The organism is Mycobacteroides abscessus ATCC 19977 (assembly GCF_000069185.1).
In the GTDB taxonomy this organism is placed as follows: domain Bacteria; phylum Actinomycetota; class Actinomycetes; order Mycobacteriales; family Mycobacteriaceae; genus Mycobacterium; species Mycobacterium abscessus.
Genome location: NC_010397.1, coordinates 1,064,170 through 1,090,395, shown reverse-complemented (window position 1 = coordinate 1,090,395; position 26,226 = coordinate 1,064,170). Strand labels below are relative to the sequence as shown.

23 protein-coding genes are annotated in these 26,226 nt (G+C 64.9%); 10 read left to right on the top strand and 13 right to left on the bottom strand.

Features of this window, described 5'->3' with window-relative positions:
* Window positions 1-17 precede the first annotated feature (17 nt).
* Both MAB_RS05595 and rpmF read right to left on the bottom strand, forming a co-directional pair.
* Entirely contained in the window at window positions 18-704 is a 687-nt protein-coding gene (locus MAB_RS05595) for a response regulator transcription factor (RefSeq protein WP_005063392.1), read from the bottom strand.
* A gap of 66 nt (window positions 705-770) precedes the next feature.
* The gene (gene rpmF / locus MAB_RS05590; protein ID WP_005063395.1) at window positions 771-944 is read right to left on the bottom strand and encodes a 50S ribosomal protein L32; all 174 of its coding nucleotides are present in this window, start codon (window positions 942-944) and stop codon (window positions 771-773) included.
* 346 nt (window positions 945-1,290) lie between these two features.
* Here rpmF and MAB_RS05585 point away from each other — a divergent pair, with 346 nt between their 5' ends.
* The 7 genes from MAB_RS05585 to MAB_RS05555 all read left to right on the top strand — a co-directional run bounded on the left by MAB_RS05585 (window position 1,291) and on the right by MAB_RS05555 (window position 10,476).
* Window positions 1,291-2,997: an acyclic terpene utilization AtuA family protein gene (locus tag MAB_RS05585; protein WP_005115787.1), complete on the top strand. Its 1,707-nt coding sequence runs from the start codon at window positions 1,291-1,293 to the stop codon at window positions 2,995-2,997.
* Between the two features lie 5 nt (window positions 2,998-3,002).
* Window positions 3,003-4,151: an acyl-CoA dehydrogenase family protein gene (locus MAB_RS05580; protein ID WP_005092833.1), complete on the top strand. Its 1,149-nt coding sequence runs from the start codon at window positions 3,003-3,005 to the stop codon at window positions 4,149-4,151.
* Window positions 4,148-5,743 carry an acyl-CoA carboxylase subunit beta gene (locus MAB_RS05575; protein ID WP_005092832.1) on the top strand — a complete coding sequence of 532 codons (1,596 nt, stop codon included), beginning with the start codon at window positions 4,148-4,150 and terminating at the stop codon, window positions 5,741-5,743. Before MAB_RS05580 ends, MAB_RS05575 begins: the two co-directional genes overlap by 4 nt.
* A gap of 14 nt (window positions 5,744-5,757) precedes the next feature.
* Window positions 5,758-7,818 (top strand): ATP-binding protein, encoded by a 2,061-nt coding sequence (locus MAB_RS05570; protein ID WP_005082909.1) that lies wholly within the window; start codon window positions 5,758-5,760, stop codon window positions 7,816-7,818.
* Complete coding sequence (locus MAB_RS05565) at window positions 7,815-8,984, top strand: acyl-CoA dehydrogenase family protein (protein WP_005082911.1); 1,170 nt, start codon at window positions 7,815-7,817, stop codon at window positions 8,982-8,984. Before MAB_RS05570 ends, MAB_RS05565 begins: the two co-directional genes overlap by 4 nt.
* A 23-nt stretch (window positions 8,985-9,007) precedes the next feature.
* The gene (locus tag MAB_RS05560; protein WP_005082912.1) at window positions 9,008-9,787 is read left to right on the top strand and encodes an enoyl-CoA hydratase family protein; all 780 of its coding nucleotides are present in this window, start codon (window positions 9,008-9,010) and stop codon (window positions 9,785-9,787) included.
* A gap of 86 nt (window positions 9,788-9,873) precedes the next feature.
* On the top strand, window positions 9,874-10,476 hold the full coding sequence (locus MAB_RS05555; protein WP_005092831.1) for a DUF1707 SHOCT-like domain-containing protein: 603 nt from the start codon (window positions 9,874-9,876) through the stop codon (window positions 10,474-10,476).
* On the opposite strand, the gene MAB_RS05550 is transcribed toward MAB_RS05555, so the two are convergent.
* The gene (locus MAB_RS05550; protein ID WP_005109760.1) at window positions 10,430-11,680 is read right to left on the bottom strand and encodes a hypothetical protein; all 1,251 of its coding nucleotides are present in this window, start codon (window positions 11,678-11,680) and stop codon (window positions 10,430-10,432) included. The two genes, MAB_RS05555 and MAB_RS05550, sit on opposite strands and share 47 nt — an antisense overlap.
* 74 nt (window positions 11,681-11,754) lie before the next feature.
* On the opposite strand from MAB_RS05550, the gene MAB_RS25370 reads away from it, so the two are divergent.
* Complete coding sequence (locus tag MAB_RS25370) at window positions 11,755-12,018, top strand: hypothetical protein (protein ID WP_005109757.1); 264 nt, start codon at window positions 11,755-11,757, stop codon at window positions 12,016-12,018.
* Here MAB_RS25370 and MAB_RS05540 read toward each other — a convergent pair.
* The 7 genes from MAB_RS05540 to sfnG all read right to left on the bottom strand — a co-directional run bounded on the left by MAB_RS05540 (window position 11,991) and on the right by sfnG (window position 20,765).
* Window positions 11,991-12,494 carry an LppU/SCO3897 family protein gene (locus tag MAB_RS05540; RefSeq protein ID WP_005109755.1) on the bottom strand — a complete coding sequence of 168 codons (504 nt, stop codon included), beginning with the start codon at window positions 12,492-12,494 and terminating at the stop codon, window positions 11,991-11,993. The genes MAB_RS25370 and MAB_RS05540 overlap by 28 nt on opposite strands.
* A gap of 494 nt (window positions 12,495-12,988) precedes the next feature.
* Window positions 12,989-14,854: an ABC transporter ATP-binding protein/permease gene (locus tag MAB_RS05535; protein WP_005092824.1), complete on the bottom strand. Its 1,866-nt coding sequence runs from the start codon at window positions 14,852-14,854 to the stop codon at window positions 12,989-12,991.
* A gap of 22 nt (window positions 14,855-14,876) precedes the next feature.
* Window positions 14,877-16,457, bottom strand: coding sequence for a bifunctional phosphoribosylaminoimidazolecarboxamide formyltransferase/IMP cyclohydrolase (gene purH / locus MAB_RS05530; RefSeq protein ID WP_012296378.1), 1,581 nt, complete (start codon window positions 16,455-16,457; stop codon window positions 14,877-14,879).
* On the bottom strand, window positions 16,427-17,092 hold the full coding sequence (gene purN, locus MAB_RS05525; protein ID WP_005109748.1) for a phosphoribosylglycinamide formyltransferase: 666 nt from the start codon (window positions 17,090-17,092) through the stop codon (window positions 16,427-16,429). The genes purH and purN overlap by 31 nt, the downstream gene beginning before the upstream one ends.
* Complete coding sequence (locus tag MAB_RS05520) at window positions 17,089-18,420, bottom strand: cell division protein PerM (protein ID WP_012296377.1); 1,332 nt, start codon at window positions 18,418-18,420, stop codon at window positions 17,089-17,091. Before MAB_RS05520 ends, purN begins: the two co-directional genes overlap by 4 nt.
* A 60-nt stretch (window positions 18,421-18,480) precedes the next feature.
* The gene (locus MAB_RS05515) at window positions 18,481-19,506 is read right to left on the bottom strand and encodes a DUF5336 domain-containing protein (protein ID WP_005082920.1); all 1,026 of its coding nucleotides are present in this window, start codon (window positions 19,504-19,506) and stop codon (window positions 18,481-18,483) included.
* A gap of 137 nt (window positions 19,507-19,643) precedes the next feature.
* A complete protein-coding gene (gene sfnG, locus MAB_RS05510; protein WP_005092820.1) occupies window positions 19,644-20,765 on the bottom strand; it encodes a dimethylsulfone monooxygenase SfnG in 1,122 nt (373 codons plus the stop codon).
* Window positions 20,766-20,884: 119 nt separating this feature from the next.
* Between sfnG and MAB_RS05505 the strand changes: the two genes are divergently transcribed.
* Window positions 20,885-21,733, top strand: a complete 849-nt coding sequence (locus MAB_RS05505) for an LLM class F420-dependent oxidoreductase (protein ID WP_005073792.1) — start codon at window positions 20,885-20,887, stop codon at window positions 21,731-21,733.
* Here MAB_RS05505 and MAB_RS05500 read toward each other — a convergent pair.
* The 3 genes from MAB_RS05500 to sucC all read right to left on the bottom strand — a co-directional run bounded on the left by MAB_RS05500 (window position 21,730) and on the right by sucC (window position 24,681).
* Window positions 21,730-22,332: a hypothetical protein gene (locus MAB_RS05500; RefSeq protein WP_005109742.1), complete on the bottom strand. Its 603-nt coding sequence runs from the start codon at window positions 22,330-22,332 to the stop codon at window positions 21,730-21,732. The genes MAB_RS05505 and MAB_RS05500 overlap by 4 nt on opposite strands.
* Window positions 22,333-22,573: 241 nt before the next feature.
* Entirely contained in the window at window positions 22,574-23,476 is a 903-nt protein-coding gene (gene sucD, locus MAB_RS05495; RefSeq protein ID WP_005063434.1) for a succinate--CoA ligase subunit alpha, read from the bottom strand.
* 35 nt (window positions 23,477-23,511) lie between these two features.
* Window positions 23,512-24,681, bottom strand: coding sequence for an ADP-forming succinate--CoA ligase subunit beta (sucC, locus tag MAB_RS05490; protein WP_005109739.1), 1,170 nt, complete (start codon window positions 24,679-24,681; stop codon window positions 23,512-23,514).
* 423 nt (window positions 24,682-25,104) lie between these two features.
* On the opposite strand from sucC, the gene MAB_RS05485 reads away from it, so the two are divergent.
* On the top strand, window positions 25,105-26,151 hold the full coding sequence (locus MAB_RS05485) for a M23 family metallopeptidase (RefSeq protein WP_005092819.1): 1,047 nt from the start codon (window positions 25,105-25,107) through the stop codon (window positions 26,149-26,151).
* Window positions 26,152-26,226: the final 75 nt, after the last annotated feature.

The following is a 26,226-nucleotide window of genomic DNA, read 5'->3' as shown; positions in this document are numbered from 1 at the left end:
TAGTGTCGACATGGGGATTACGGAGGGGTCTCCCGCAGCACGTAGCCGACACCGCGAACGGTATGAATGAGCCGGAGCTCCCCTTCGGCCTCGGTCTTGCGTCGTAGGTAGCCGACGTACACCTCGAGGGCATTACCGGACGTCGGGAAGTCGAACCCCCATACCTCTTCGAGGATGCGGCTGCGGGTGAGCACCCGCCGGGGATTAGCCATGAGCATTTCAAGCAGCGCAAATTCCGTGCGCGTCAGACTGATCGACCGGGTGCCTCGATGCACCTCACGTGTGACGGGGTCCAGTGTCAGGTCGCCGAAGCTGAGCGTGGCGGCATCGGCCGATTCATCGATCGTGGTGCGGCGCAGCAGCGCGCGCATCCGGGCCAGCAGCTCCTCCAGCGCAAAGGGCTTGGGCAGGTAGTCGTCGGCGCCCGCATCCAGCCCGGCCACCCGCTCCGAGACCGAATCGCGAGCGGTAAGGACCAGGATCGGCAGATCATCCCCCGTGCTGCGCAGGCGACGACACACCTCAAGGCCGTCAAGCTTGGGCATCATCACGTCGAGCACCAATGCGTCGGGGCGATCATTGGCGATCACGTTCAGCGCATCGACACCGTCCTCGGCCAGATCGACCGAGTACCCATTGAAGGACAAGGAACGCCGCAACGACTCGCGCACAGCACGATCGTCGTCGACTACAAGAATTCGCACAGGCACAGTGTTAACCGTGCGGCTGAGATATTACTGAGGAAGCCTGAGAATCGGCTCGATCAGCGATCAGCGACGGTCGAGGTCGATGAGCCCGAGGCGGGCAGCCTTCAGCAGGCGACGCGGAACCTTGTGGTTCTGTCCGCCGACAGTGACGTTGACCAGCTCGGTGGCGGTGGCCTTCCACTGCGAGCGCCGGCTACGGGTGTTCGAGCGGGACATTCTCCGCTTGGGGACGGCCATGGTCGCGCCCTCTCCTTATTTCTCAGGTTTCTGGTTTATTCGCCCGCGCCGCGCCAGCATGTTGGGCGCAGCGAGCGACAATCAGCACACGATAGCCGGTAGCGGGCATGAGCTGCAAATTTGCCCTGTTCCCTCCGCGCCGACACGCCGCGTCACGGCGACGACGTATCGCATTTTCTCACCATAAGACGGCGTGTCGAGGCAGCCACGGCAGCTCGGCCAACCACTTGGTTGGACCGCTAGATTGACGTTTTAGCGGGTGGGGTAATTTGGCAGCGCACGAGCAGTCGCCGCCGACCTCGAGAGGACTTCCGATGAGCCGCATGCGCGAAGAGGATCAGGAATCGTGACTACTGCGCCGGCACGAATTGGGAACTGTTCAGGCTTCTACGGTGACCGAATATCGGCCATGCACGAGATGCTCACCGGCGGTGAGCTGGACTACCTGACCGGCGACTATCTGGCCGAGCTGACGATGCTCATCCTCGGTCGCGATCGCGCCAAGGCGCCCGAACGCGGCTATGCCAAGACCTTCCTGCGCCAGCTCGAGCAGTGCCTCGGTTTGGCCCAAGACAAGGGTGTACGGATCGTCGCCAACGCGGGAGGACTCAATCCCGCGGGTCTGGCCGATGCCATTCGCGCGCTGTCCGAGAAGCTGGGCGTCCCGACCAACGTCGCCCATGTCGAGGGCGACGATCTCTTGCCCCGCGCCGCCGAACTCGGGCTCGGCTCACCGTTGACCGCCAACGCCTACCTGGGGGCCTGGGGCATCGTCGAATGCCTCAATTCCGGGGCAAACGTCGTGGTCACCGGTCGGGTCACCGACGCCTCGGTCATCGTCGGGCCCGCCGCCGCGCACTTCGGCTGGCGCCGCGACGACTACGACAAGTTGGCCGGAGCGGTCGCGGCCGGGCACATCATCGAGTGCGGCACGCAGGCCACCGGTGGCAATTACGCGTTCTTCACCGAGATCGCCGACCTCTCCCACGCCGGGTTCCCCCTGGCCGAGGTCTACGAGGACGGATCCTCCGTGATCACCAAGCACGCCGGTACCGGCGGCGCGGTCAGCGTAGGCACGGTCACCGCGCAGTTGCTCTACGAGATCACCGGCGGCCGCTACGCCAATCCGGACGTGACCACCCGCATCGACAGCATCGAGCTGAGTCAGGAAGGCCCCGACCGAGTGCGTGTCTCGGGTGTGACGGGCGAGGCGCCGCCTCCGGATCTCAAAGTGTCATTGAACGCACTGGGCGGCTTCCGTAATCAGATGACCTTCGTGTTGACCGGCCTGGACATCGACGCCAAGGCCGACCTGACCCGCAGGCAGCTGGAGGCCGCGCTGACTTCCCCGCCCGAGGACATCCAGTGGACCCTGGGACGCACCGATCACCCGAATGCCGACACCGAGCAAGCCGCCAGCGCACTACTGCATGTGATGGTGCGTGACTCCGATCCGAACAAGGTGGGCCGGCAGTTCTCCAACGCGGCGGTTGAGCTGGCACTGGCGGGCTATCCGGGCTTCCACGTCACCACGCCGCCCAAGGACGGCGAGCCCTACGGCGTCTTCACCCCGGGATACGTCCCCGCGGAAAAGGTTCCGCATGTGGCGGTGCTGGCCGATGGCACCCGAATCGACATCGCCCAGGCGACGCAGACCCAGCCACTCGCCGAGGCCCCCGCGGCGGCATTGCCGGAACCGCTACCCGCCGGGCCGGTGCGTCGCGCACCGCTGGGCATCCTCGCGGGCGCCCGCAGCGGCGACAAGGGCGGCAGCGCCAATGTCGGCGTCTGGGTGCGCACCGACGAGGAATATCGTTGGCTTGCCCACGCATTGACGGTCGACGCCCTGCGCGAGCTGCTACCGGAAACCGAGCACCTCGAGGTCGCGCGCTATCTGCTGCCCAAACTGCGAGCCGTGAACTTCGTCATCCAAGACATCCTCGGCAAGGGCGTGGCGTATCAAGCCCGGTTCGATCCCCAGGCCAAGGGCATTGGCGAATGGTTGCGTTCCCGCGAGATCGACATCCCTGAATCCCTGTTAGAAGGAAAGTGACCGCCGTGAATTCTTGGAACACGCCCGAACGCAAGGCACTTCGGGAGACCGTGCGTGATTTCGCCGAGCGCGAGATCCTGCCGAATGTCAACGAATGGGAACGTGAGGGGCTGCTCCCGCGCGAATTGCACCGCAAGGCCGGTGATCTGGGCCTGCTCGGGCCCGGCTCGCCCGAAGCGGTCGGCGGCGGAGGTGGCGATGCCATCGACCCGGTGATCGTGTGCGAGGAACTGCACTACGCGGGCGTGCCCGGTGGCGTGTTCGCCTCCCTGTTCACCTGTGGGATCTCCACCCCGCACATGATCGCCTCCGGCGATCAGCGGCTCATCGACAATTATGTGAAGCCAACCCTGGCCGGGGAACTGATCGGCTCGCTTGCCATCACCGAACCCGGCGGCGGGTCCGATGTCGGTCACCTGACCACATCGGCGAAGCGGGACGGCGACCACTACATCGTCAACGGCGCCAAGACCTTCATCACCTCCGGTGTACGCGCCGACTATGTGGTGACCGCGGTCCGCACCGGCGGCCCGGGAGCCGCCGGAGTTTCGCTGCTCCTGATCGACAAGGACACACCGGGATTTGAGGTGGCTCGCAAGCTCGACAAGATGGGCTGGCGTTCCTCGGACACCGCCGAGCTGTCCTTCACCGACGTGCGTGTACCCGCCGAAAACCTGGTGGGGTCCGAGAACACCGGTTTCGCACAGATCGCGGGCGCCTTCGTCTCGGAACGCATCGGTCTTGCCGCGCAGGCGTATGCGAGCGCGCAGCGCTGCCTGGACCTGACCGTGGAGTGGTGCCGCAACCGGGAGACGTTCGGTCGGCCACTCATCTCCCGGCAGTCCGTGCAGAACACACTCGCCGAGATGGCACGCCGGATCGACGTCGCACGGGTGTACACACACGCGCTGGTCGACCGTGCCATCGCGGGCGAGAGCAACCTGATCGCCGAGGTGTGCTTCGCCAAGAACACCGCTGTCGAGGCCGGTGAATGGGTGGCCAATCAAGGCGTCCAATTATTCGGGGGCATGGGCTATATGGCCGAGAGCGAAATCGAACGGCAGTATCGCGATATGCGCATCATCGGGATCGGTGGTGGCACCACCGAAATCCTCACCTCCCTGGCCGCCAAGCTCCTGGGATTCCAGTCATGACCGTCCTGCGCACCGCCGTCAACACCAACTCGCCCGAGTACATGGCCGCCGCCGAGGCCATGCTGATCAAGCTGGCCGAGGTCAATGCCGAGACCGCCAAGGCCCTTGCCGGCGGCGGGCCGAAATACGTTGCCCGTCACCATGAACGCGGCAAGCTACTGGCGCGGGAGCGCATCGAGCTGCTGATCGATCCCGACTCGCCATTCCTGGAACTGTGCCCGCTCGCCGCATGGGGCAGCGATTTCACCGTGGGCGCCTCCCTGGTCACCGGTATCGGTGTGATCGAGGGTGTCGAGTGCATGATCGTGGCCAATGACCCCACCGTCAAGGGTGGCACCAGCAACCCCTGGACCCTGCGTAAGGTCCTGCGGGCCAACGATATCGCCTTCAAGAATCGCTTGCCGGTGATCTCACTGGTGGAGTCCGGCGGCGCGGATCTGCCCACCCAAAAGGAAGTGTTCGTGCCGGGCGGGCAGATGTTCCGCGACCTCACCCGGCTTTCCGCCGCCGGTATCCCGACGATCGCGCTGGTGTTCGGCAACTCGACAGCAGGCGGCGCCTATATCCCGGGCATGTCCGACCACGTCGTGATGATCAAGGAACGCTCCAAGGTCTTCCTGGCAGGTCCCCCACTGGTCAAGATGGCGACCGGCGAAGAGTCCGACGACGAATCTCTCGGTGGCGCCGAGATGCACTCCCGCGTCTCCGGTTTGGGCGACTATCTGGCCGTGGACGAACAGGATGCCGTGCGCCTGGGTCGCCAGATCGTGTCGCGCCTGAACTGGGTGAAGAAGGGGCCGAAGCCCGCCGCGGTCATCGAGCCGATCGCCGATCAGGAAGAGCTGATCGGCATTGTCCCGGGTGATCTGCGCATCCCGTTCGATCCACGTGAAGTCATCGCGCGCATCGTCGACGGCTCCGAGTTCGACGAATTCAAGGAACAGTACGGTTCCTCGCTGGTCACCGGATGGGCACGCCTGCACGGCTACCCGATCGGCATCCTCGCCAACGCACGTGGCGTGCTGTTCAGCGAAGAGGCGCAAAAGGCCACGCAGTTCATTCAGCTAGCCAACCAGACCAACACGCCACTGTTGTTCGTGCATAACACCACCGGGTACATGGTGGGCAAGGAGTACGAGGAGGGCGGCATGATCAAACACGGATCGATGATGATCAACGCCGTGTCGAACTCGACGGTGCCGCACCTGTCGCTCATCGTCGGCGCCTCCTATGGGGCGGGGCACTACGGCATGTGCGGACGCGCGTACGACCCCCGGTTCCTGTTCGCCTGGCCCAGTGCCAAGTCCGCTGTTATGGGTGGCGCCCAGCTTGCGGGCGTCATCTCCATAGTCAGCCGTGCCGCCGCGGCAGCACGCGGCCAACAGGTCGACGACGCCGCTGATGCTGCTTTGAAGGCGGCCATCGAGGCGCAGATCGAGGCCGAGTCGCTGCCCATGTTCATGTCCGGACGTCTCTACGACGACGGGGTTATCGATCCCCGTGATACCCGGGCCGTACTCGGTATGTGCCTGTCCGCCATCGCCAATGGACCCATCGAGGGGACGTCGAACTTCGGCGTCTTCCGGATGTGACACGTAAGGAATCGATGACAGTGCCTTCAATCACCTCCGTTCTGGTTGCCAACCGCGGCGAGATCGCCCGTCGCGTCTTCGCCACCTGTCGCAAGCTCGGCCTGGGAACTGTCGCCGTCTACTCCGATGCCGACGCCGACAGCCCGCACGTTTCCGAGGCCGACGCCGCGGTTCACCTACCCGGCACCTCAAGCGCCGAGACCTACCTGCGTGGCGAGCTCATCATCGCCGCGGCCAAAGCCACCGGAGCCGACGCGATCCACCCCGGCTACGGATTTCTCTCGGAGAATGCCGATTTCGCACGGGCGGTTGCCGATGCCGGCCTTACCTGGATCGGCCCTCCCGTAGCCGCCATCGAATCGATGGGCTCAAAGATCGAGTCCAAGAAGCTCATGGATGCCGCGGGCGTGCCGGTGCTGGGCCAACTCGATCCGGAAACCGTGACCACCGCGCAGCTCCCGGTGCTGGTCAAGGCCTCCGCCGGTGGCGGCGGGCGCGGCATGCGCATCGTTTCCGAACTTGACAAACTTCCTGCCGAAATCGCTGCGGCACAACGGGAAGCACAATCGGCGTTCGGCGATCCAACCGTCTTTTGTGAGCGTTACCTGGGTACGGGCAGGCACATCGAAGTGCAGGTGATGGCCGACGCCCACGGCACCGTGTGGGCGGTGGGCGAACGTGAATGCTCCATTCAGCGCCGCCACCAGAAGGTCATCGAGGAGGCTCCCTCACCACTGGTCACGCGGATTGACGGCATGCGAGAGCGGCTCTTCCAGGCATCTCGCACCGCCGCGGCGGCCATCGGCTACGTCGGAGCCGGGACCATGGAGTTCCTGGCCACCGAGGACGGTGAGTTCTTCTTCCTCGAGATGAACACCCGTCTGCAAGTGGAACATCCGGTCACCGAGTGCACCACCGGTCTTGACTTGGTGGCCCTGCAGATTCAGGTGGCGGATGGCGGCACACTGCCCGCCGAGCCACCCGCCATCCAGGGCCATTCGATCGAGGCGCGCCTATACGCGGAGAATCCCGCGGCGGGGTGGCAGCCGCAGAGCGGCACGGTGCGGCGCTTCGACATCCCCGGCGCCACTGCCGAATTCCATCTTCCGGGACACCCGGGACGCAATGGCGTCCGCCTGGATTCGATGATCGAGACCGGCGCGGAGGTTGAAGGTCGCCCGCTTCGCGGCTCCACCGTCTCGGTGCATTACGACCCGATGCTCGCCAAGGTCATCACGGTGGCGCCCACCCGCACCGAAGCGGCACGGCTACTGGCGTCGACACTGGAACGCGCGCGCATACACGGGCTCACCACCAACCGCGACCTGCTGGTCAACGTGTTGCGCCATCCGGCGTTCCTGGACGGCGATACCGATACGTCGTTCTTGGACAAACACGGTCTGGACACGCTGGCCAGACCGTTGGCGGACGAAGCCGCACATCAGTATTCGGCCCTCGCCGCCGCGCTGGCCGATGCCGCCGCGAACCGGGCCGCGGCGGTGGCCTGCGCCGCCGTCCCGAGCGGCTGGCGCAACCTGCGAGGCCCGTCTTCGGGTTTCCAGACCAAGGAATTCGTGGCCGGTGACAGCACCGTGCGCGTCAGATACCGCCTGACACGCACCGGCCTCGAGCTCGATGGCGCATCCGACACGGCCTGGCCCACTATCGAACTGGTCTCGGCGACACCGGAACACGTGGCACTCGTCATCGATGGCGTGCGGCGCGGTTTCGATGTCGCGAACTACGGGGACACCGTCGACATCGATTCCCCACTCGGCCCGGTGGCGCTGACGGTGGTTCCACGGTTCACCGACCCCAGCACCGAGGTGGCGGCGGGATCGCTCATCGCACCCATGCCGGGGGTGGTACTGCGCCTCGGCGCCGCCGTGGGTGACGCCGTCACCGCGGGGACCCCCATCGTCTGGCTGGAGGCCATGAAGATGGAACACACCATCGTCGCGCCCGCGGACGGTGTCGTCGAAATCCTGAATGTCGAACCCGGCCAACAGGTCGAGCTCGGCACCGTACTTGCCCAGTTGGCCGCCGAGGCCACCACAGAAGGAGAGCCAGCATGACCCAGCCGAACCCGTACGTCGAGTCCGACGAGCGCAAGGCCCTGCGTCAGGCAGTGGCGTCTCTGGCCGCCAGCTACGGCCACGAGTACTACCTGGAGAAGTCCAAGACTCACGAGCCCTTGGCCGAATTGTGGGATGAAGCAGGGAAACTCGGCTTCCTCGGGGTGAACATTCCGGAGGAGTATGGTGGCGGCGGCGCCGGCATGTACGAGCTCGGGCTCGTCTTCGAAGAGCTCTCCGCGGCCGGTTGCCCACTGCTGTTGATGGTCGTCTCCCCCGCGATCAATGCCACCATCATCGCCCGGTACGGCACCGACGCCCAGAAGAAGAGCTGGCTACCGGCGATGGCCGAGGGCAGCTTCAAGATGGCGTTCGCGATCACCGAGCCCGATGCCGGCTCCAACTCGCACAACATCATCACCACCGCCAAGCGCGACGGCGGTGACTGGATCCTCAACGGACGCAAGGTCTTCATCTCTGGTGTCAATGAGGCCAACGCGGTGCTGGTGGTGGCCCGCACCGAAGAAGCCAAGACCGGAAAACTCAAGCCTGCGCTGTTCGTGGTGCCCACCAACACCAAGGGATTCGAGTACACCCCCATCGATATGCAGCTGACGCTGCCCGAGCAGCAGTTCCAGGTATTCCTCGACGATGTGCGCGTGCCCGGTGACGCGCTCGTCGGTTCCGAGGACGCCGCACTCATGCAGCTGTTCGCCGGTCTCAACCCGGAACGAATCATGGGCGCTGCCAGCGGTGTTGGCCTGACTCGGCTCGCACTGAACAAGGCCACCGAGTATGTGAAGACCCGCCAGGTGTGGAAGACCCCGATCGGTGCACACCAGGCCATCGCGCACCCGCTGGCCGAGATCAAGGTCGAACTGGAGCTGGCCAAGCTCATGATGCAGAAGGCGGCCACACTGTACGACTGCGGCGATGACTGGGGCGCCGCGGAGGCCGCCAACATGGCCAAGTACGCGGCCGCTGATGTGGCCTGCCGCGCGGCGGACCGCGCCGTGCAATCACTGGGTGGCAACGGGTTGACCACCGAGTACGGCGTGGCACCGCTGTTGAACCTGTCCCGTTTCGGGCGTATCGCCCCGGTCAGCCGCGAGATGATTCTCAACTTCGTCGCGCAGACCTCCCTTGGCCTGCCCCGTTCGTACTGATTCGTACTCAAGGAGACGCCCCGATGAGTGACACCCTGGTCCAGTACGAGGTCGAAGGCCGTGCCGCACGCCTGACGCTCGACTCGCCGCACAACCGTAATGCGTTGTCCAGCGGGCTGGTACGGCAATTGCGGGAGGGACTGCAGCGGGCCGCCGCGGACCAGACGGTGCGCGCCGTGGTACTCACCCACACCGGCAACACCTTCTGTGCCGGAGCGGATCTGTCTGAGGCCTCTGAGGGGTCACCGCAGGACATCGCCAAGGACCGGGCGGGTCAGCTCACCGCACTGCTGCGCGACATCCTGGAGCTGCCACTGCCCGTCATCATCGCCGTCAATGGCCATGTGCGGGCCGGCGGTTTCGGTCTCGTCGGTGCGGCCGATATCGCGGTGGCGGGTCCGGACAGCACGTTCGCGCTCACCGAGGCACGCATCGGGGTGGCGCCATCGATCATCTCGCTGACCCTGCTGCCCCGGCTCACCAGCCGGGCCGCGGGACGCTACTTCGTCACCGGCGAGAAGTTCGACGCGCGGGTGGCCGCGGAGATCGGTTTGGTCACCCAGTCCGTCGACAGCGCCGAGGCTGTCGAGGCCGCGGTCACCTCGTTGGTGGACGACATCGCGCTGGGTTCACCACAGGGACTGGCCGAGTCGAAGCGGCTCACCACTGCGCCGATCCTCGCCGATTTCGACGCGCGTGCAGTCGAGTTGACGGAAACCTCGGCGCGCCTGTTCGTGTCGCCCGAGGCACAGGAGGGCATGCTGGCGTTCCTCCAGAAGCGGCCTCCCGCCTGGCAAGTGTGAACCACGCGCCACTACGTATGTAGTGCGCTGAGCAACACTATTGAACCGCGTGCCTTTAAGCGCCGTTCGTCGTAGGCTCGGCGGTGATGAGCAACCTCCCTGAGCGGGTGACCGCATCGATGCGGGCCGCAGACGTCGATCGCATGCGTGTCGCGCAGCTGTTATCCGACGCTGCCGCGCAGGGCCGGCTGGAGCTCTCCGAGTTCGAGCAGCGCCTCGCCAAGGTGTACTCGGCAAATACCTACGGTGAGCTTGATCAGCTCAGCGCGGACCTCCCCGACGTCGCCACCTCCCCGGTCCGGGGTCAAGGCAGCAAGCCAGCGCCATCGACGGTGCTGATGGCCATCATGAGCGGGTTCGAACGACGCGGCCGCTGGAATGTTCCCGGCAAGCTCACCTCATTCGCGCTGTGGGGTGGCGGCGTGCTGGATCTGCGCTACGCCGACTTCACCTCCAACGAGGTTGAGATCAGGTCCTTCTCCATCATGGGCGGACAGACGATTCTCTTGCCACCCGAGGTCAACGTGGACGTCAAGGGCGTGGCCGTCATGGGTGGCTTCGATCACTCGGCGAGCGGCAATGGTGTACAAGGCGCCCCCCACGTGACAGTGAAGGGGTTCTCGCTGTGGGGTGGCGTCAACGTCAAGCGGAAGCGGCGCAAGCGGCGCGAGTCGTTGGAAGAGCGCTAGACGGGGCTCGACCCAAGGACAGGGCGCCCAACCGCCACAGCGCATTCACCACGTGGCGGCGCCGGTCCTCATCGTCCAGTTGCGGCGCCAGGACGGCATCAAGATCGCGCAAGGTGAACTCACCGTCGAGCGCTAGAAGTTCGTCAAGATTCACAGCGCCACCGAAGACGATCTCCCGGCCCCGGGCCACCAGATGAGTGCGGTCCGCGCCGGCAACACACTCCACCACTCCCGTGTAGGCCCAGGCGAGCGTGGCATCGGCAGGCGGGGCACCGATTCTCAGGGCGGCAGCCTTCGGCGCGCGCAGATATCCGGCGGTGCGCTGCTTGGCCGCGGCCAATTCCATGGTCGTGGCCAATCCGGCGAGAGCCTCGGGATCGCGGAGCACGTCCATGACCGTCCGGCTGACATCAGCGAAGCTGCACGGCTCACCCGCTTCCTCAAGCCGCGCGCCGAAGTGGCCGACCATCAAGTCCGAGAAGGATTTCCGGATGTCGGGCGGAAAGAGCGTGACTCCCAGGAACATCGACGGACCCACGTTGCGAAACAGGTGATAGCGCCCCTGGGGAATGCACACGAAGTCACCAGGGCGCAGCGTGTAGCGGCTCGCCCCGGGCAGCAGCCGTTCGAAGTCGAACGACACCCGGCCCAGCGACGGGTTTTCGAACAGTTGATCTTGGCCAATGCCGCCCGACGGCCATACCCAGAGCTCCTTGAGACCCGGGCCTAGGTGGAAGATCAACGACGGCTCGTCATCCTTGTGGATGCCGAAGGGCGTCCACTCCACATCGGCGATAAAGGTATAGATATCCGCACCGGAAACCAGATCCCGACCGGGGACCAGGCTACGCACCACCGACTGCGCGAGTGCGGCGAGGCCTAGATCCCACGATGACACGTCGTTGATGGCGACACACGCCGGACGACCGTCAGCCGCACCGGAAAGCCACTCGGTCAGGGACTGCCCGTCCGTCGGGGGCGTACGCGAGAGTCGCTCGGTGAGCTTGAAATCGAACTCGCTGCCCCGGAATCCGCGCAGCCTCAATCCTTTTGCGCCGCTCGACGTCGCAGACGTGACCGCTGCCGTGATCCGTTCGCTGAACGCCGAGGGCGACGGGACCAATGCGGGAAGAAAGACCGTCTCTTCATAGCGCGGAGCATGATCGGCGACGAATTGACGCCAACGTGGATCCTGGACGAACACTATTTCGTCTCCATGCGTGCTTCCGGGGGCGGACGGCCAATGGGATAACCGCCCGCCCCCGGCAACCACTCTTAGTGGCTGGCAACCATTTCCGTCGCGGTGACGATTTCCTCGTCCTCAACAACGATCTCTACAGCGATGTCGCGCATGGTGATTCCTTTCATTCGATGGTCAGGAACTCCGCGGTGACATCCGTCGCATGGCGCCACCGCGATCGACGCGCACCCAGCCCGCGGGCACCGTCACTACATCAGTCGTACGCCGGTGACCAAAAGTTCCCGGCTTCTTCCACCCGGGCGACGTGTCGGAGTTATCCGGTCGGTAAAGCCAGGCAGTAGGTCCGCGGTGGAGCCGAGTAGCGCGAGGGCGTCGTATCCTCCGGACAACGCTTCTCGTCGTCCAGTTCGAACCGCTGCACCACCCGATATGCGTTCTCTCCGGCCTTCGCGCAGTCGACCAATTGGGTGCTGCCCCCGGGCCCGCCCTGTTGATAGCAGTGCCCCACAACAAGATTCTTCGCCAGGCAGAGCTTCCCCACCGCCGCATCCTTGATGGTGATGCTGTACTGGGTGTACTTCCCGTCGGAGCATTCGGCGCTCGCGTCGATATGCAGGCCGACCGTGTAGCTCGGGTCCACCTCGCAGCCAGTCTTGGTCAGGTCGGTGCCGCTCTTGCTCTGGCTCATCGTCACGCAGTCACCGACCGCGAAGCTGTCCAGCTCCTTCTCCGCCGAATGGCGGCTACGTTCCTCGGCCCTGTGCTCACGCAAGACAAATCGGCCCGCGGCAAGTGCAATCGCCAGGATGACGCCCACGACGGTCCAGAATTTTCTGTTCTTCCACCACGTCGGTTTTTCCGGCGTTGTAAGGACGGGCTGCGCTAGGTGTGGTTCGGTCATTTCGGCCTCTCAGTCTGAACTCCGGCTATCCGCATTGATCGGACGTAGCGAACCTCGCAGCGCAATGGACCGCGTCCGGCTATTCGACATCTTCCCCAGCCCAACGAAGTTTCCTTGCGCGATATACAGCAACATAGACATCCGTGCCGGCCATATATGCGCGCATGCATCACCCCGCATCCATCGATATCCATCGATGGAGCCCCGATCTAGCGAAATAGTGACATCGATATACAGCCACGTCAACTGGAGAATATAGATTGGTCAGCCAAGCTGAACCATCACCGCCGACCTCGCCACAGCCCTGGAGCGCAGGAGCTGGGCAATCTTTCCCAATGTTACCTCTGCCAGCAGCGCGGAATCCGGGACAATGATCTTCGAGCATCCGAGATGCTCCATTCCGCAAACGATCAGCGAGACGGCGACGCTCCGGTCGCGGACAGTTCCCATGCCCCGGTTCCGGTCAGCACCAACCGCGACTGATGATGGCGGTCAATCGTCGACCTGTGCCCCACACTGACCACCGCGCAGGCGGGCAGCCGCTCGCGCACCAACGCGTACATCGCATCCTCCAGCCCTTCGTCCAGGGCCGAGGTGGACTCATCCAAGAACACCACTGTGGGCCGCACCAGCAGCACCCGCACGAAGGAGACCCGCTGCTGCTCCCCCAGCGAGAGCACAGCCGCCCAGTCGGCCTCCTGGTCCAGCCGTTCGGTGAGATGCCCGAGGGAGACATCGCGCAGGGCCTGCTTCAGCTCCTCATCCGAAACTTCTTCCACGGGAAGCGGATACACGATGGTCTCGCGGAGATTGCCCAGCGGCAAATACGGTAGCTGCGGCAGGAACAACGTCGCCCATCCATCTGGACGCGCCACCAAGCCCGAGGTCTGTGGCCACAACTGTGCCAGGCTGCGCAACAGGGTGGTTTTGCCGCATCCCGACGGCCCCTTCACCACGACACTGCCGCCCGGGGTCAGCGCGAGATTCAGATCGGTGATCATGTCCTGTCCTTGCAGGTTCCGCACCGCCACGTCGGTGAGCGTCAGGACCGCGTCGGCGTCGGTCACGGCGATGCGGGGCAACTCGCGAGCCCGGTGGTCACTGTCGAGCATCTGATCGATACGCAGCAAGGCGGCCCGATAGACGGTGAATTCGTCATAGCTGTCCCGAAAGAACGACATGGCACCGCAGACATTCCCGAACGCGGCGACGGTCTGCAGCAGATCGCCGACCTTGATCTGGCCGGCGAAGAAGCGCGGTGCCTGCACGATGTACGGGATCATGCCCGTCGTCACGTCCCCGACGCCCCGGTTCCAGCCGTTGAGTCTCAACTGCGCGAACACGATGCGCCACATGTTGGCGATGATTTCGTTGAACCGCGAATGCAGCAGTCGCCGTTCACGTTCCCCGCCGCGGTAGAACGCGACTCGTTCGGCGCTGTCTCGCAGACGGACCAGCGCGTATCGAAAGCTCGCGCCGTATCGCTCGTTTAGGAAATTCAGACGCACCAGCGGCCGACCGATCCAGAACGCCAGCACGGTGACAGTGATCGAGAACACGAAGGCGATGAACACCATGGCTCGCGGAATCTCGAATCCCCACAACAGCAGCGGACCCGAGAGCTGCCACAACACCCCGGTGAACATGACAATCAGCAGGGTCTTGTTCACGGCGCCGAGCACTAGATCCACCGACTTGGTGGTGTGCGTTTCGATGTCGTTCTGGATCCGCTGATCCGGGTTCTCAACCGGCGGATCCAGAAAACGGTTGCGGTAGAAGGCATCCTTGCTCATCCAGTCATCAACCAGCCGCGTGTTGAGCCAGACCCGCCACCTGATGGCGAAGACCCTTCGCAGAAAAAGGTCCACCACCGTATACGTCACCGTCAGGACGACCAAGACGCCGCTGATCGCGAACGACGTGAAGAACGCCTGTCGCGCGTCGGTCAGCAGCGCGGAATCGTGCGTGACGAGCGCCTCGGACCCGACTTGTAACGCATTCATCAGGTCCTTGTACTGGTACGTGAAGATGACCGCGACGCGCGCCATATACACGGTGTGCCACATGACGAACGCCAACAGCGCCCACGTGCGCCAGGTGCCACGCCCCCAGAAGAAAGGCGCGTTCACCCGCCAGAACTGTTGTCCCCACTGGGTAAAACGGGCGACGATGACAGCCACCGCGAGAAACACCAGCATGGTGACGGCCCAGGCCTGCAGGGTCCACACCAGCGAGCGCAGTGGCTCGCCCGGCCAATCCAAACTGGGCTGAACCATCGGCTCTCCCTCGTGATGCGCCTTAGTGGGCGAAGTGGCGTGCTCCGGTGGTGTAGAGGGTGATACCCGCCGCCTTGGCGGCGTCGGTTACCAACTCATCGCGCATCGAACCGCCCGGATGAACAACCGCGCGCACACCGGCCTGGCTCAGTACCTCCAGGCCGTCGGGGAAGGGGAAGAACGCATCCGAGGCAGCGACGGCACCGCTGACCCGGTCTCCGCCACGCGAAACCGCGAGCCGCGCGGCATCAACCCGGTTGACCTGTCCCATGCCCACACCGATGGTGGCACCGCCCGAGGCGATGACAATCGCGTTCGACTTGACGGCCCGCCCCACCTTCCACGCGAAAACCAAATCCGCCAGAGTGTCCGCATCGGCAGCGGCTCCGGCCACCAACGTCCAGTTGGCCGGATCGTCGCCCTCCGCATCCAGCGCATCGCGCTCCTGGACCAGCAGGCCACCGCTGATCTGGCGCCACTCGGTGCTGCCCGACTCGGGTTGTGCGGCACGCAGCAGCCGCACGTTCTTCTTGCGGCTCAGCACCTCGACGGCGCCATCGGCGTACCCCGGGGCCACGATCACCTCGGTGAAGATGTCGGCCACCCGCTCGGCCATCTCCACACTCACCTCACGGTTGACGGCGATCACGCCGCCGAACGCACTCAATGGATCGCATTCGTGCGCCTTGAGGTGCGCATCGGCAATCGAGATGTCCGACACCGCGATACCACATGGGTTGGCGTGCTTGATGATCGCCGCGCATGCCTTGTCCTGATCCCATGCGGCACGCCACGCGGCGTCGGCGTCGGTGTAGTTGTTGTACGACATCTCTTTTCCGTGCAGCTGCTCGGCCTGAGCAAGGCCCTGCCCGGCGGCACCGATATACAGGGCCGCCTGCTGGTGCGGGTTCTCTCCATAGCGCAGCACCGCCGAACGGTTCCACGTGCCGCCGATCCATGAGGGCAGCTCGGCGTCCCCGGGCTCTGCCACACCGGAGAGCCACCCCGCGACCGCCACATCGTATTCTGCGGTGTGCCGGAACGCCTTGGCAGCCAAAACCTTCCGCGCCTCCAGGGTGAAGCCTCCGGCGGTGACCGCGGCCAGCACCTCGCCGTACGCGGCCGGATCGACGACAACCGCGACGCTCGGGTGGTTCTTGGCCGCGGCGCGCACCATCGAAGGTCCGCCGATATCTATCTGCTCGACGCATTCGTCTTCCGAGGCGCCCGAGGCCACCGTGGCCGCGAACGGATACAGGTTGACCACCACCAGCTCGAAGCCCTGCACCCCTAGCTCTTCGAGCTGGGTGAGGTGCTCTTCGCGGCGGGTGTCGGCCAGCACGCCGGCGTGCACATGCGGGTGCAGAGTCTTCACCCGGCCGTCCAGCACCTCCGGAAAACCCGTGACATCCTCCACAGGCGTCACTGGAATTGACGCAGCCGCAATGGTCTTCGCCGTGGATCCGGTGGATACCAGCTCCACACCGGCCGCATGGAGACCGCTGGCGAGCTCCTCCAGCCCGGTCTTGTCGTAAACGCTGATCAATGCCCGACGTACGGGTCGCTGCGTACTCACTTGATGGAGGCCCTTCTTCCGTTCCATGTCAAACCTTTGGTGGCCACCGCGGCCAGCACATCTACCAGCAGGGTCCGTTCCACTACCTTGATGCGTTCATGCAGACTCGCCTCGTCGTCGTCCCGGTCTACCGGGACGGCCTGCTGGGCAAGGATCGGCCCGGTGTCCATCCCCGCGTCGACCAGATGCACGGTGCAGCCGGTGATCTTGACGCCATGCGCCAAGGCCTCGGGCACGGCGTGCGCGCCGGGAAAGGACGGCAGCAGCGCAGGGTGGGTATTGATCACGCGGCCCAAGAACTGCGAAAGGAACTGCGGTCCAAGAATCTTCATAAACCCGGCGGACACCACGAGGTCGGGGCGGTGCACCGCGGTGGCCTCGGCGATCGCCGCGTCCCATTGTTCGCGGGAGTCGTAATCGCCGAGTCGCACCATGTAGCTGGGGAGCTGTGCGTCGGCAGCGATATCGAGGGCGGGACACGGTCGGTCGGTGCCCACCGCGACGATGCGCGCGGGAAAATCGCCGGTGGCCGCGTCCAGCAGGGAACGCAGCAGGGTACCGGTACCGGAGGCCAAGACCACGACCCGCGCGGGAGCAGATGGCGCGATCTCGACTGACTGACTGGGCACCGACACGCCGCTGAGCGTAGCCGGGCTGGTCACTTGGCCGATTCCGGAGGGTCGCTGGGGTCGATCTCGGGACCCTCATCCGTGTCGGCTTCGGGTTCTGATTCGGGTTCCGGCTCGCGCTGTGGTTCAGGTTCAGGTGCGGGTTCCGGATCCGGCTCGGGTGCGGGTGCGGGTTCCGGATCCATCTCGGGCTCGGGTGCGGGTTCCGGATCGCGCCGCGTCCTGGCGGGCAGGCGGGTCGCCCCACCCAGCATGAACACCGTCAGCAAGCCGATGACCAGGAACCAGAAGAACACCCCGGGGCCAAAGGTGCCCTGGTCGATACCCAGACGCCCGAAGTTCCCGAGCTGTCCGCCGGCCAGCTTGCCGACGATCGCCAGGAAGGTGGCGGCCAGCAGGGCCGCCGTCACCACTTTGTGGATCGCGGTGGGCCACGGCACCGGATGGCGCGCGCACTGTTGACCGACGGCCACCCCGGATACCGCACCGATGATCATCAGCGCGACCCAGGCCGGCCCCAGCGGCGGGGTGGGGACCGCCGCCAGAATGGGTACCGCCGGCAGCTGCCCCCCGAACACCGCGAAAGCGCTGAAGGTCGCGGTCCCCACGTGCGCGCTGGAGCCCACAGCCAGTGCGCAGGAGCCGAGAATCACATTGGGGGCGTACAGGATCGCCAACAGGGTCAAGCTGAGCTGACCGACAAAATCGTTGGTAACCGAGTACAGCTGATCCATCGTCGCCCAGTGGACCACCAGCGAGCCGGCCGTGACGGCCCCGGAGAGCCCGAACAGCGCCAGCACGCCGGCGACGGCACCACGGGCGGCATCCATCGGCCACGACGGCAGCTGCAGAACGAGCGCGATCCGCCTGCCGACTCGCGTCACGACGCCGATGACCGCACCTACCGCATGCACACCCAATACGCAGCCGAAGGCGCGCAGAGCGTTCGGTGATTGCAGCTGCGTCAGCACCGTCGACGCGTCATGGATGATCGCCAGCGATATGGCCGTCATGAGCAGCGGGCCTGCCAGCGCCGAAGCGATCACCCACCGGATCACGTACCAGGACGTGGTCGGGGCGAGGGCCGAGGCCACCGTCCGGGCGACACCCCACACCATCGCCGCCGTGGGCAGGAGCGGCAGTACCTCGATGACGCGACCACCGATGGAGATCGGTACCAAGTGAGTGCCCAGCCACATACTGGCCACCGCACCGAACGTCCCGGTCATATCGCTGTTGGCGATCACCAACTGCACCAGAACGATTGCCGCAATGATGACCAACGCAACTGCTGACGGCCCAAATGCGACCGTCAGCAGTGCGCGAGCCTGTGCGGGATTGGCGCGCGAGGGTTGGTTCACGCGCCGATCGGGAGCCGATGGTCTTCGCGCCAGCGGCTCATCCAAGCCGTGAACACAGTCTTAATTGGAGGGACGCGAGGTGCCGAACAGATCGTCACCACTGGCAGAGGCGGACCCACCGCCAGCGCCTGCGCTGCTCTGCTGCTCACCGCCCGCCGCCTGACCGCTGGCCGCACCGAAGGTGGGGTACTGCTGGGTCGGCTGTGAGGAAGCTGCCTGCTGGGCGGGCTGTGACGACGGAGGCGTGAAGCCCGAGCTGCTGAAGCCCTGCGGCGGGGTCGGAGGGGCCGACTGCGGTTGCTGCTGACCGTAGCCACCGTACGAAGGCGGAGCCGCCGGAGCGGACTGCTGCTGACCGTAGCCGGGAGCTGCCTGGGCGCCGCTCTGGCCATAGCCCTGCGCGGGCTGCTGCTGGCCGTATCCCTGCTGCTGGCCGTATCCCTGAGCCTGTCCGTAGCTCTGTCCCTGTCCCTGTTTGGGCAGCTGCTGCTGCGGCTGTTGCTGTGCCGGGGTGTAGTAGCTCTGCTGGGGCTGATACTGGTTGCCGAACGGGTTGGCCGCCGGCGACGCAGTCTTAGCCTTGATGACACCCACCTCGCTGAGCAGGGAGTACACCGACACTGCGGCCTGCAGGCCCGAGACCACGGCAAGGGTGATCAGGCCCCAACCGATGCCGACCTCGCCGACGGCGGCCGCGAACGGGTTGCCGAACAGCCCGCCGAGCACGAAGAGGAAACCGACAATCGAGAGAATCGCGACGGGGGCCTGCTTGTCGTCCTTACCGGACAGCAGCGAGACACCCGCGGTCAGACCGGCGATCAGCAGGGCGAACTGGGCGAAGCCGAAGACCGGGGAAAGCGCCAGAAGGTCGAACCCACCGAAGCTGCCCGACGTTCCGGAACTGGCCTTGCCGGTGTAGAACGGCCCGAAGCCGGCGATGAAGCCGATCAGGCTCAGCACCAGGACACCACCGGGCAGGTAAACCCCCAGCGCGCCCGTGTTGGGCTCGGCCACGAAAGACGGGGTGCCGTACGGGTTGGACGGCTGCGCGGGCTGGTATCCGGGCCCACCGGTCGAATACGTCATTACATCTCCTACGTCACGGTTTCGGTCGTGGTCTCGGGGTAGATCGCCTCCACGCTACTGCACGTCCATCCCCGCAGGGGCGGAGACAAGCCGAAGCCAAGCCGAGACGAGGCCAGACACGGCCCGGTCGGCGCCGATTAGCTCAAGACCGGCACCCTGTATTCGCTGAGCGTTTCCTGAGAGTCGGCCGCCTCGATCTCGCGGACCAGTGGCAGCACCTTCGCACCGAAGTATTCGATCTCCTCTTGGAAGTGCAGGAAGCCGCCCAAAATCAGGTCCACACCCCGGCGGCGGTAGGCGGCGATCCGCTCTGCGATCTGCTCGGGTGTGCCGATGAGCTGGGTACGGAATCCGTCGTTGTATTGGACAAGATCTTCGAACGAGGAGTCTGCCCACATTCCCTTTTTGTCACCGGTGGCGGCACCCGCCTGCTGAACGGCCGCACGGAAGCCCTCCACGGCGGGCCGATTGGCCTTCTCGACGATCTCCCGCAGCACGTCGCGCGCTTCGGCCTCGGTGTCACGGGCGATGATGAAACCGTTGAGCGCGATATTGACCTCGCGACCGACGGTGCGGGCGTGGTCCCGGACCTCCACGATCTGGTCGGTGATACCGGCGAAGTCCTTGCCGTTGGAGAAGTACCAGTCGGAGTAGAGACCGCCGTTGCGCCGGGCCGCTGTGGAGTTGCCGCCCTGGAACAGCTCGGGGGTGTGCAGCGGCTTCGGCTTCAACGTGAAATCGTGAATCCGGTAGAAGTCGCCGCGGAAGTCGACATCGTCTTCGGTCCAGATCTTGCGCAGCACTTGGAGGAATTCGGCACTGCGCCGGTACCGTTCGTCGTGCTCGAGCCAGGGTTCGCCCAAGTGGGTGAACTCATCCTTGAACCACCCCGAGACCACGTTGACGGCGAAACGGCCGCCCGAGAGATGGTCCGCGGTGGCACCCAGCTTGGCCAGCACGCCCGGCTGCCAAAGCCCGGGATGCACGGCGGCGATCACCTTCAGCCGCTCGGTGGCCAGCAGTAACGCGAGAGAAAAGCTGGTGGATTCGTGCTGATACTCGGCGCCGTAACTCGCCTCGTAACGCACCTGGGTCAGCGCGTACTCGAAGCCGTTGTCCTCGGCCGTGCGCGCCAGCTTGACGTTGTAGTCGTAACCCCAGTCGGTGCGCTGTTCGATGGTGCTGGTAACCAGCCCGCCGCTGACGTTGGGGACCCAGTAGGCGAATTTGACGTGGTCGGAGATCCGTTCGGTCGTCATGAAGGTATGCAAACAGCGAACCCGCAGGGCGGTCATCCGTCTGGCTCACCGTGATCCGTTCCCTGCGTGATTCAGCACCCGCCCTCGACAACAAAACTGGAACACGTTCTAATTGATGGATGGACTACGGCCTCGTTCTGTTCACCAGTGACCGCGGCATCTCGCCGGCCATCGCCGCCAAGGCCGCCGAGGACGGCGGGTTCAGCACCTTCTACGTTCCCGAGCACACCCACATCCCGGTCAAGCGCGAGGCCGCCCACCCCGGCACCGGCGGAGCCGAGCTGCCCGACGACCGCTATATGCGCACCCTGGATCCCTGGGTGTCCCTGGGCGCCGCCTGCGCGGTCACCTCGAAGATTCGCCTCGCCACCGCGGTCGCCATCCCCGTCGAGCACGACCCCATCACCCTGGCCAAATCGATTGCCACCCTTGACCACATGAGCGGCGGGCGTGTCACCGTGGGGGTCGGCTATGGCTGGAACACCGACGAGCTGGCCGATCACCATGTTCCCGCGGGGCGCCGCCGCACCATGCTGCGCGAGTACATCGAAGCGATGCGCAGGCTCTGGGAAGAGGAAGAAGCAAGCTACTCAGGCGAATTCGTCAACTTCGGGCCCAGCTGGGCCTGGCCCAAGACCGTGCAAAAGCACGTGCCGGTGATCGTGGGCGCGGGCGGTACCGAGAAGAACTTCACGTGGATCGCCAAGAATGCCGACGGCTGGATGTCCACTCCGCGCGATGAGGACATCGCCGGAAAGATCGTGGCGCTCAAGGAGGCATGGAAGGCGGCCGGGCGCGACGGCGACCCGCTGATCTACGTGCTGGCGGGCAAGCCCGACCCCGAGCAGCTGGCCGCGTGGCGCGAGCTGGGCGTCACCGAGGCGATCTTCGGGATGCCCGACCGCTCCGAGGAAGAGGTGCGGGCGTACATCGACAGGCTGTCCGGAAAACTCGCCGCTTTCGCCTAACGCACCGAGAACGGCGGCAGGGCGGCGAACTTGTGCGCCACCCGGATGGTCGGCGTCACTCCGGCCACCCACCGGCGCAGCCGCGTCAGCGGGTGATCAGGAAACCTTTCATCCCACCGCATTTCATCGGCGATGTTGTACGGAATTCCTGGTTCCAAATCTGGCGCGTACGGATGTGGGGGCCACATCTGCGACGATGGGCCGCCGGCCGCCAGCAACTCCTCGAGCACAGTCGCCTCTCGGGTCCCGGTAACCGGCCCCTCCGCGAACGCCCCGCAGACCATCGCATAGGAGTGCGCACGCGGCACCACAATGGAGGCCATGAAGGTGAGCCCTTGCGGGGCATCGGCTTTGGGCACCTTCACCACGTACAGCAGTCCAGGTAGCGCGTCGACTCCGACGACGAACGCCTCGACAACTCCCGCGCGTCTATTGAGCACGGTCTCCACGAGCACTCGCCGTACCGCACCCACATCATTCAGCGGCACCGACAGATAGGCGCCCCGCGAATGCGAGACCCAGAACTGATCGCCGGTAGCCGGGTCGTACCAACCATCCTCGCTCGGCACCAGTCCGGATGTGTCGAACGAGAGCTCCACGAATCGGAAAGGTAGCCGCCCAGCGTCGGCCCGCAGGGCATGTCATCCGATTGTTCATGCGTAGGTCACGCAATCTCACTGAACGAAACCAAATATCGCCTACCAGTAGATTTCACGGCCACTGAGCGTGAAGCTACAAAGGCAATTCGGCCTGATTTCCGCAGCAACTTCACACCGGACGGGGCCGAAAGAACAAGGGCCCCAACCGGAAAACCGGTGGGGCCCTTGCGCAGGAAACCTCCTACAGGCTCTGCAGGATCTCTCGCGCCAGCTTGGCCGTCTCGGACGGCGTCTTGCCGACCTTCACACCGGCGGCCTCGAGGGCCTCCTTCTTGGCCTGGGCGGTACCCGAGCTGCCGGACACGATGGCACCGGCGTGGCCCATGGTCTTGCCCTCGGGGGCGGTGAAGCCCGCAACGTAGCCGACGACGGGCTTGGACACGTTGGCCTTGATGTAGTCGGCCGCACGCTCCTCGGCGTCGCCACCGATCTCACCGATCATGACGATGATCTTGGTCTCCGGGTCCTTCTCGAACGCCTCGATGGCGTCGATGTGGGTGGTGCCGATGACGGGGTCGCCGCCGATACCGATGGCGGTGGAGAAGCCGAAATCGCGCAGCTCGTACATCATCTGGTAGGTCAGGGTGCCGGACTTGGACACCAGACCGACCGGACCGGTGCCGGTGATGTTGTTAGGAGTGATACCCACCAGCGCCTCGCCGGGGGTGATGATGCCGGGGCAGTTGGGCCCGATGATGCGGGTCTTGTTGCCCTTCTCGACGTTGTAGGCCCACGCATACGCGCTGTCCTGCACCGGGATTCCCTCAGTGATGACAACGAGCAGCGGGATCTCGGCGTCGATTGCCTCGATGATGGCGTCCTTGGAGAAGGCCGGCGGCACGAAGGCGATCGACACGTCGGCCCCGGTCTCCTTGATGGCCTCGGCGACACTGCCGAACACGGGTAAGTCGACACTTTGACCGCTCTTATCCACATGCGACACGGTGGTTCCGGCCTTGCGGGCGTTGACGCCGCCGACAACCTGAGTACCGGCCTTGAGCATCAGCGCGGTGTGCTTGGTGCCCTCACCACCGGTGATGCCCTGGACGATGACCTTCGAATCCTTGTTCAGAAAGATAGACATTGGTTCAAGCTCCCTTAATCTGCGGACTCGGCGCTCTAGTTGGATGCGGCCGCCAGGGCGGCCGCCTTGTCGGCACCGGCGTCCATGGTCTCGGCCTGGATCACCAGCGGATGATTGAACTCGGCCAGAATCGCCCGTCCTTCTTCGACCTTGTTGCCGTCGAGACGAACCACCAACGGCTTGCTGGCCGTGTTACCGAGAGTCTTCAGGGCGCCGACGATGCCGTTAGCCACCGCGTCACATGCGGTGATGCCACCGAACACGTTCACAAAAACGCTCTTGACCTGCGAGTCACCCAGGATGACATCAAGACCGGCAGCCATCACCTCGGCCGAGGCGCCACCACCGATATCCAGGAAGTTGGCAGGCTTCACGCCGTTGTGGTTCTCGCCCGCATACGCGACGACATCCAGGGTGGACATGACCAGACCTGCGCCGTTGCCGATGATGCCGACCTGACCATCGAGCTTGACGTAGTTGAGGTCGTGCTCCTTGGCCTTGAGTTCCAGCGGATCGGTGGCGTCCTTGTCCTCGAACTCGGCATGGCCGGGCTGACGGAAATCGGCGTTGCCGTCCAGGGTGACCTTGCCGTCCAGCGCCAGGATCTGATTGTCGGGGGTGCGCACCAGCGGGTTGACCTCCACCAGGGTGGCATCCTCGCCGACGAAGACCTCCCACAGCTTCTGGATGGTCACCGCGGCGGAGTCCAGTACCTCGGCGGGCAACTTGCCCTTCTCGGCAATCTCACGAGCCAGCGCCAGGTCGACACCCTTGACGGCGTCAACGGGCACCTTGGCCAGTGCGTCGGGGTTCTCCTCGGCGGTTACCTCGATCTCGACACCGCCCTCGACCGAGCACATGGCCAGGTAGGTGCGGTTGGCACGGTCCAGCAGGAAGGAGATGTAGTACTCCTCGGCGATATCGCTGGCCTCGGCGACGAGGATCTTCTTGACGATGTGGCCCTTGATGTCCAGGCCCAGAATGTTCTGTGCGTGAGTAAGAGCGTCATCGGGGGTGGCGGCGTACTTCACACCACCGGCCTTGCCACGTCCGCCAACCTTGACCTGAGCCTTGATCATCACCGGCTTGCCGATTTCTTCGGCGATCGCCTTGGCATCCTCGGCGGTGGTGGTAACCCGGCCCGGCGTCGTCGGCACATTGTGCTTAGCGAACAGCTCCTTGGCCTGGTACTCGAAAAGATCCATCTAGCTAGCCCATCTTCCTCATCGAACGTCGGGGTCGGCACTATTGCACTAGGGACTGTAGCCAAGGCCACAGCAAGGCCCTTCACTACTTCTGAGTAAGTGGCCGATTTCACCACCTGGTCAGTCGTAAAATTCATCGGCTTGTCATCCGCCGGTAGGACTCGAACACATGTGCAACCGGTTTCAGTTCGGTCACGGGGGCTCGCCATACGTGCGTGATCTGTGGTGAGGTAGCCCCTGCGAGATTCGGCAACGATGCCCGGGCTCGGGAGTCCTATCAGCGACTTCGTGACACAAGTCACATTTATATGCGTATCCGCGCATTGAGTTGCGACTCCCATTGCCCAACCGTTACCTTCTCTTGGGTTAGATCACGTTTTGGTCACGTCAGGTCGTGGCGTCGAACGGAAGACTGGCAGGGTTTTGACACAGCATCGAGCGATACGCACGCGTGGTGGCCGAGGCGCGGAACTAAGCGAGAACGAGATCACCAACATCGTGCCGATCGACGAGTTCGGCCTGAGTGACGCGCTGGAACGCCCCGAACTTGAGGACTACGACGTCTACGAAGACGCCCCGGAAGAGGGCGCCGAGATCGAGGACCAGACCGCTCTGGATCAGCTGGAGCAGGACTGGGAAGAAGACACCGACGAAGCCGACCGGATCCGCGCCTCTATCGAGGCCACCGCTGACTGGTTCGCCGCCTCTGCCGCACGCACCCGGGACCCTCGCGACACCCCCACCGACAAACTGCCCAGGATCAGCAGCGGGGGCGTACACCGTCGCCGTGAAATCGGGCAGGTAGGCAAGACACGCCTCGCGCTGGCTGCCATGGCCGCCGGTGCTGCCGCCGCGGCCGGATACAACGCGTTGAGCGAGCACGACGCCGCGACGGCCGCCGATCACCACGGCCTGGCTTTGGGTAACTCCGCTGCGGTGATGGCCACCCACGGCCCGCAGTTGGTCTCCGCGCCTCTCGCGACCGATGCGTCGGTAACCGATGAGCAGCTGGCGAAGGCCACCGCATTCGCGACCGAGCGTGCCGACCGCGAGAAGCGGCTACTGGCTCCCCGGTTCGTGATGCCCACCAACGGCACCTTCACCTCCGGCTTCGGCTACCGGTGGGGCGCGCTGCACGGTGGCATCGACATCGCCAACAGCATCGGCACCCCGATCGTGGCCGCCGCCGACGGCGTCGTCATCGCGACGGGCCCGACCGCCGGCTACGGCGCCTGGGTCAAGATCCGCCACTCCGACGGCACCGTGACCCTCTACGGCCACATCAATACCTGGGAAGTCTCGGTGGGCCAGCGGGTGATGGCGGGCGATCGCATCGCCACCATCGGTAACCGCGGTAACTCCACCGGTCCGCACCTGCACTTCGAAGTGCTGTTGGGTGGCTCGCAGCGCATCGACCCGCAGGGTTGGCTGGCCAACAAGGGCCTCACCTTCACTCGCTTCGGCGACTGATCACAGCTTCCAAGGCCGGGTGTGAGCAACGTTGCTCACACCCGGCCTTTTTTGCCCTGCCGTGCCATCACAGCG

Excerpts from the sequence above, each read along its gene's own strand:
- rpmF (WP_005063395.1), bottom strand. The coding sequence starts at position 944 with ATGGCCGTCCCCAAGCGGAGAATGTCCCGCTCGAACACCCGTAGCCGG.
- MAB_RS05575 (WP_005092832.1), top strand. The coding sequence starts at position 4,148 with ATGACCGTCCTGCGCACCGCCGTCAACACCAACTCGCCCGAGTACATG.
- MAB_RS05570 (WP_005082909.1), top strand. The coding sequence starts at position 5,758 with ATGACAGTGCCTTCAATCACCTCCGTTCTGGTTGCCAACCGCGGCGAG.
- MAB_RS05565 (WP_005082911.1), top strand. The coding sequence starts at position 7,815 with ATGACCCAGCCGAACCCGTACGTCGAGTCCGACGAGCGCAAGGCCCTG.
- MAB_RS05560 (WP_005082912.1), top strand. The coding sequence starts at position 9,008 with ATGAGTGACACCCTGGTCCAGTACGAGGTCGAAGGCCGTGCCGCACGC.
- MAB_RS05555 (WP_005092831.1), top strand. The coding sequence starts at position 9,874 with ATGAGCAACCTCCCTGAGCGGGTGACCGCATCGATGCGGGCCGCAGAC.
- MAB_RS05535 (WP_005092824.1), bottom strand. The coding sequence starts at position 14,854 with ATGGTTCAGCCCAGTTTGGATTGGCCGGGCGAGCCACTGCGCTCGCTG.
- purH (WP_012296378.1), bottom strand. The coding sequence starts at position 16,457 with ATGGAACGGAAGAAGGGCCTCCATCAAGTGAGTACGCAGCGACCCGTA.
- MAB_RS05515 (WP_005082920.1), bottom strand. The coding sequence starts at position 19,506 with ATGACGTATTCGACCGGTGGGCCCGGATACCAGCCCGCGCAGCCGTCC.
- sfnG (WP_005092820.1), bottom strand. The coding sequence starts at position 20,765 with ATGACGACCGAACGGATCTCCGACCACGTCAAATTCGCCTACTGGGTC.
- MAB_RS05505 (WP_005073792.1), top strand. The coding sequence starts at position 20,885 with ATGGACTACGGCCTCGTTCTGTTCACCAGTGACCGCGGCATCTCGCCG.
- sucD (WP_005063434.1), bottom strand. The coding sequence starts at position 23,476 with ATGTCTATCTTTCTGAACAAGGATTCGAAGGTCATCGTCCAGGGCATC.
- sucC (WP_005109739.1), bottom strand. The coding sequence starts at position 24,681 with ATGGATCTTTTCGAGTACCAGGCCAAGGAGCTGTTCGCTAAGCACAAT.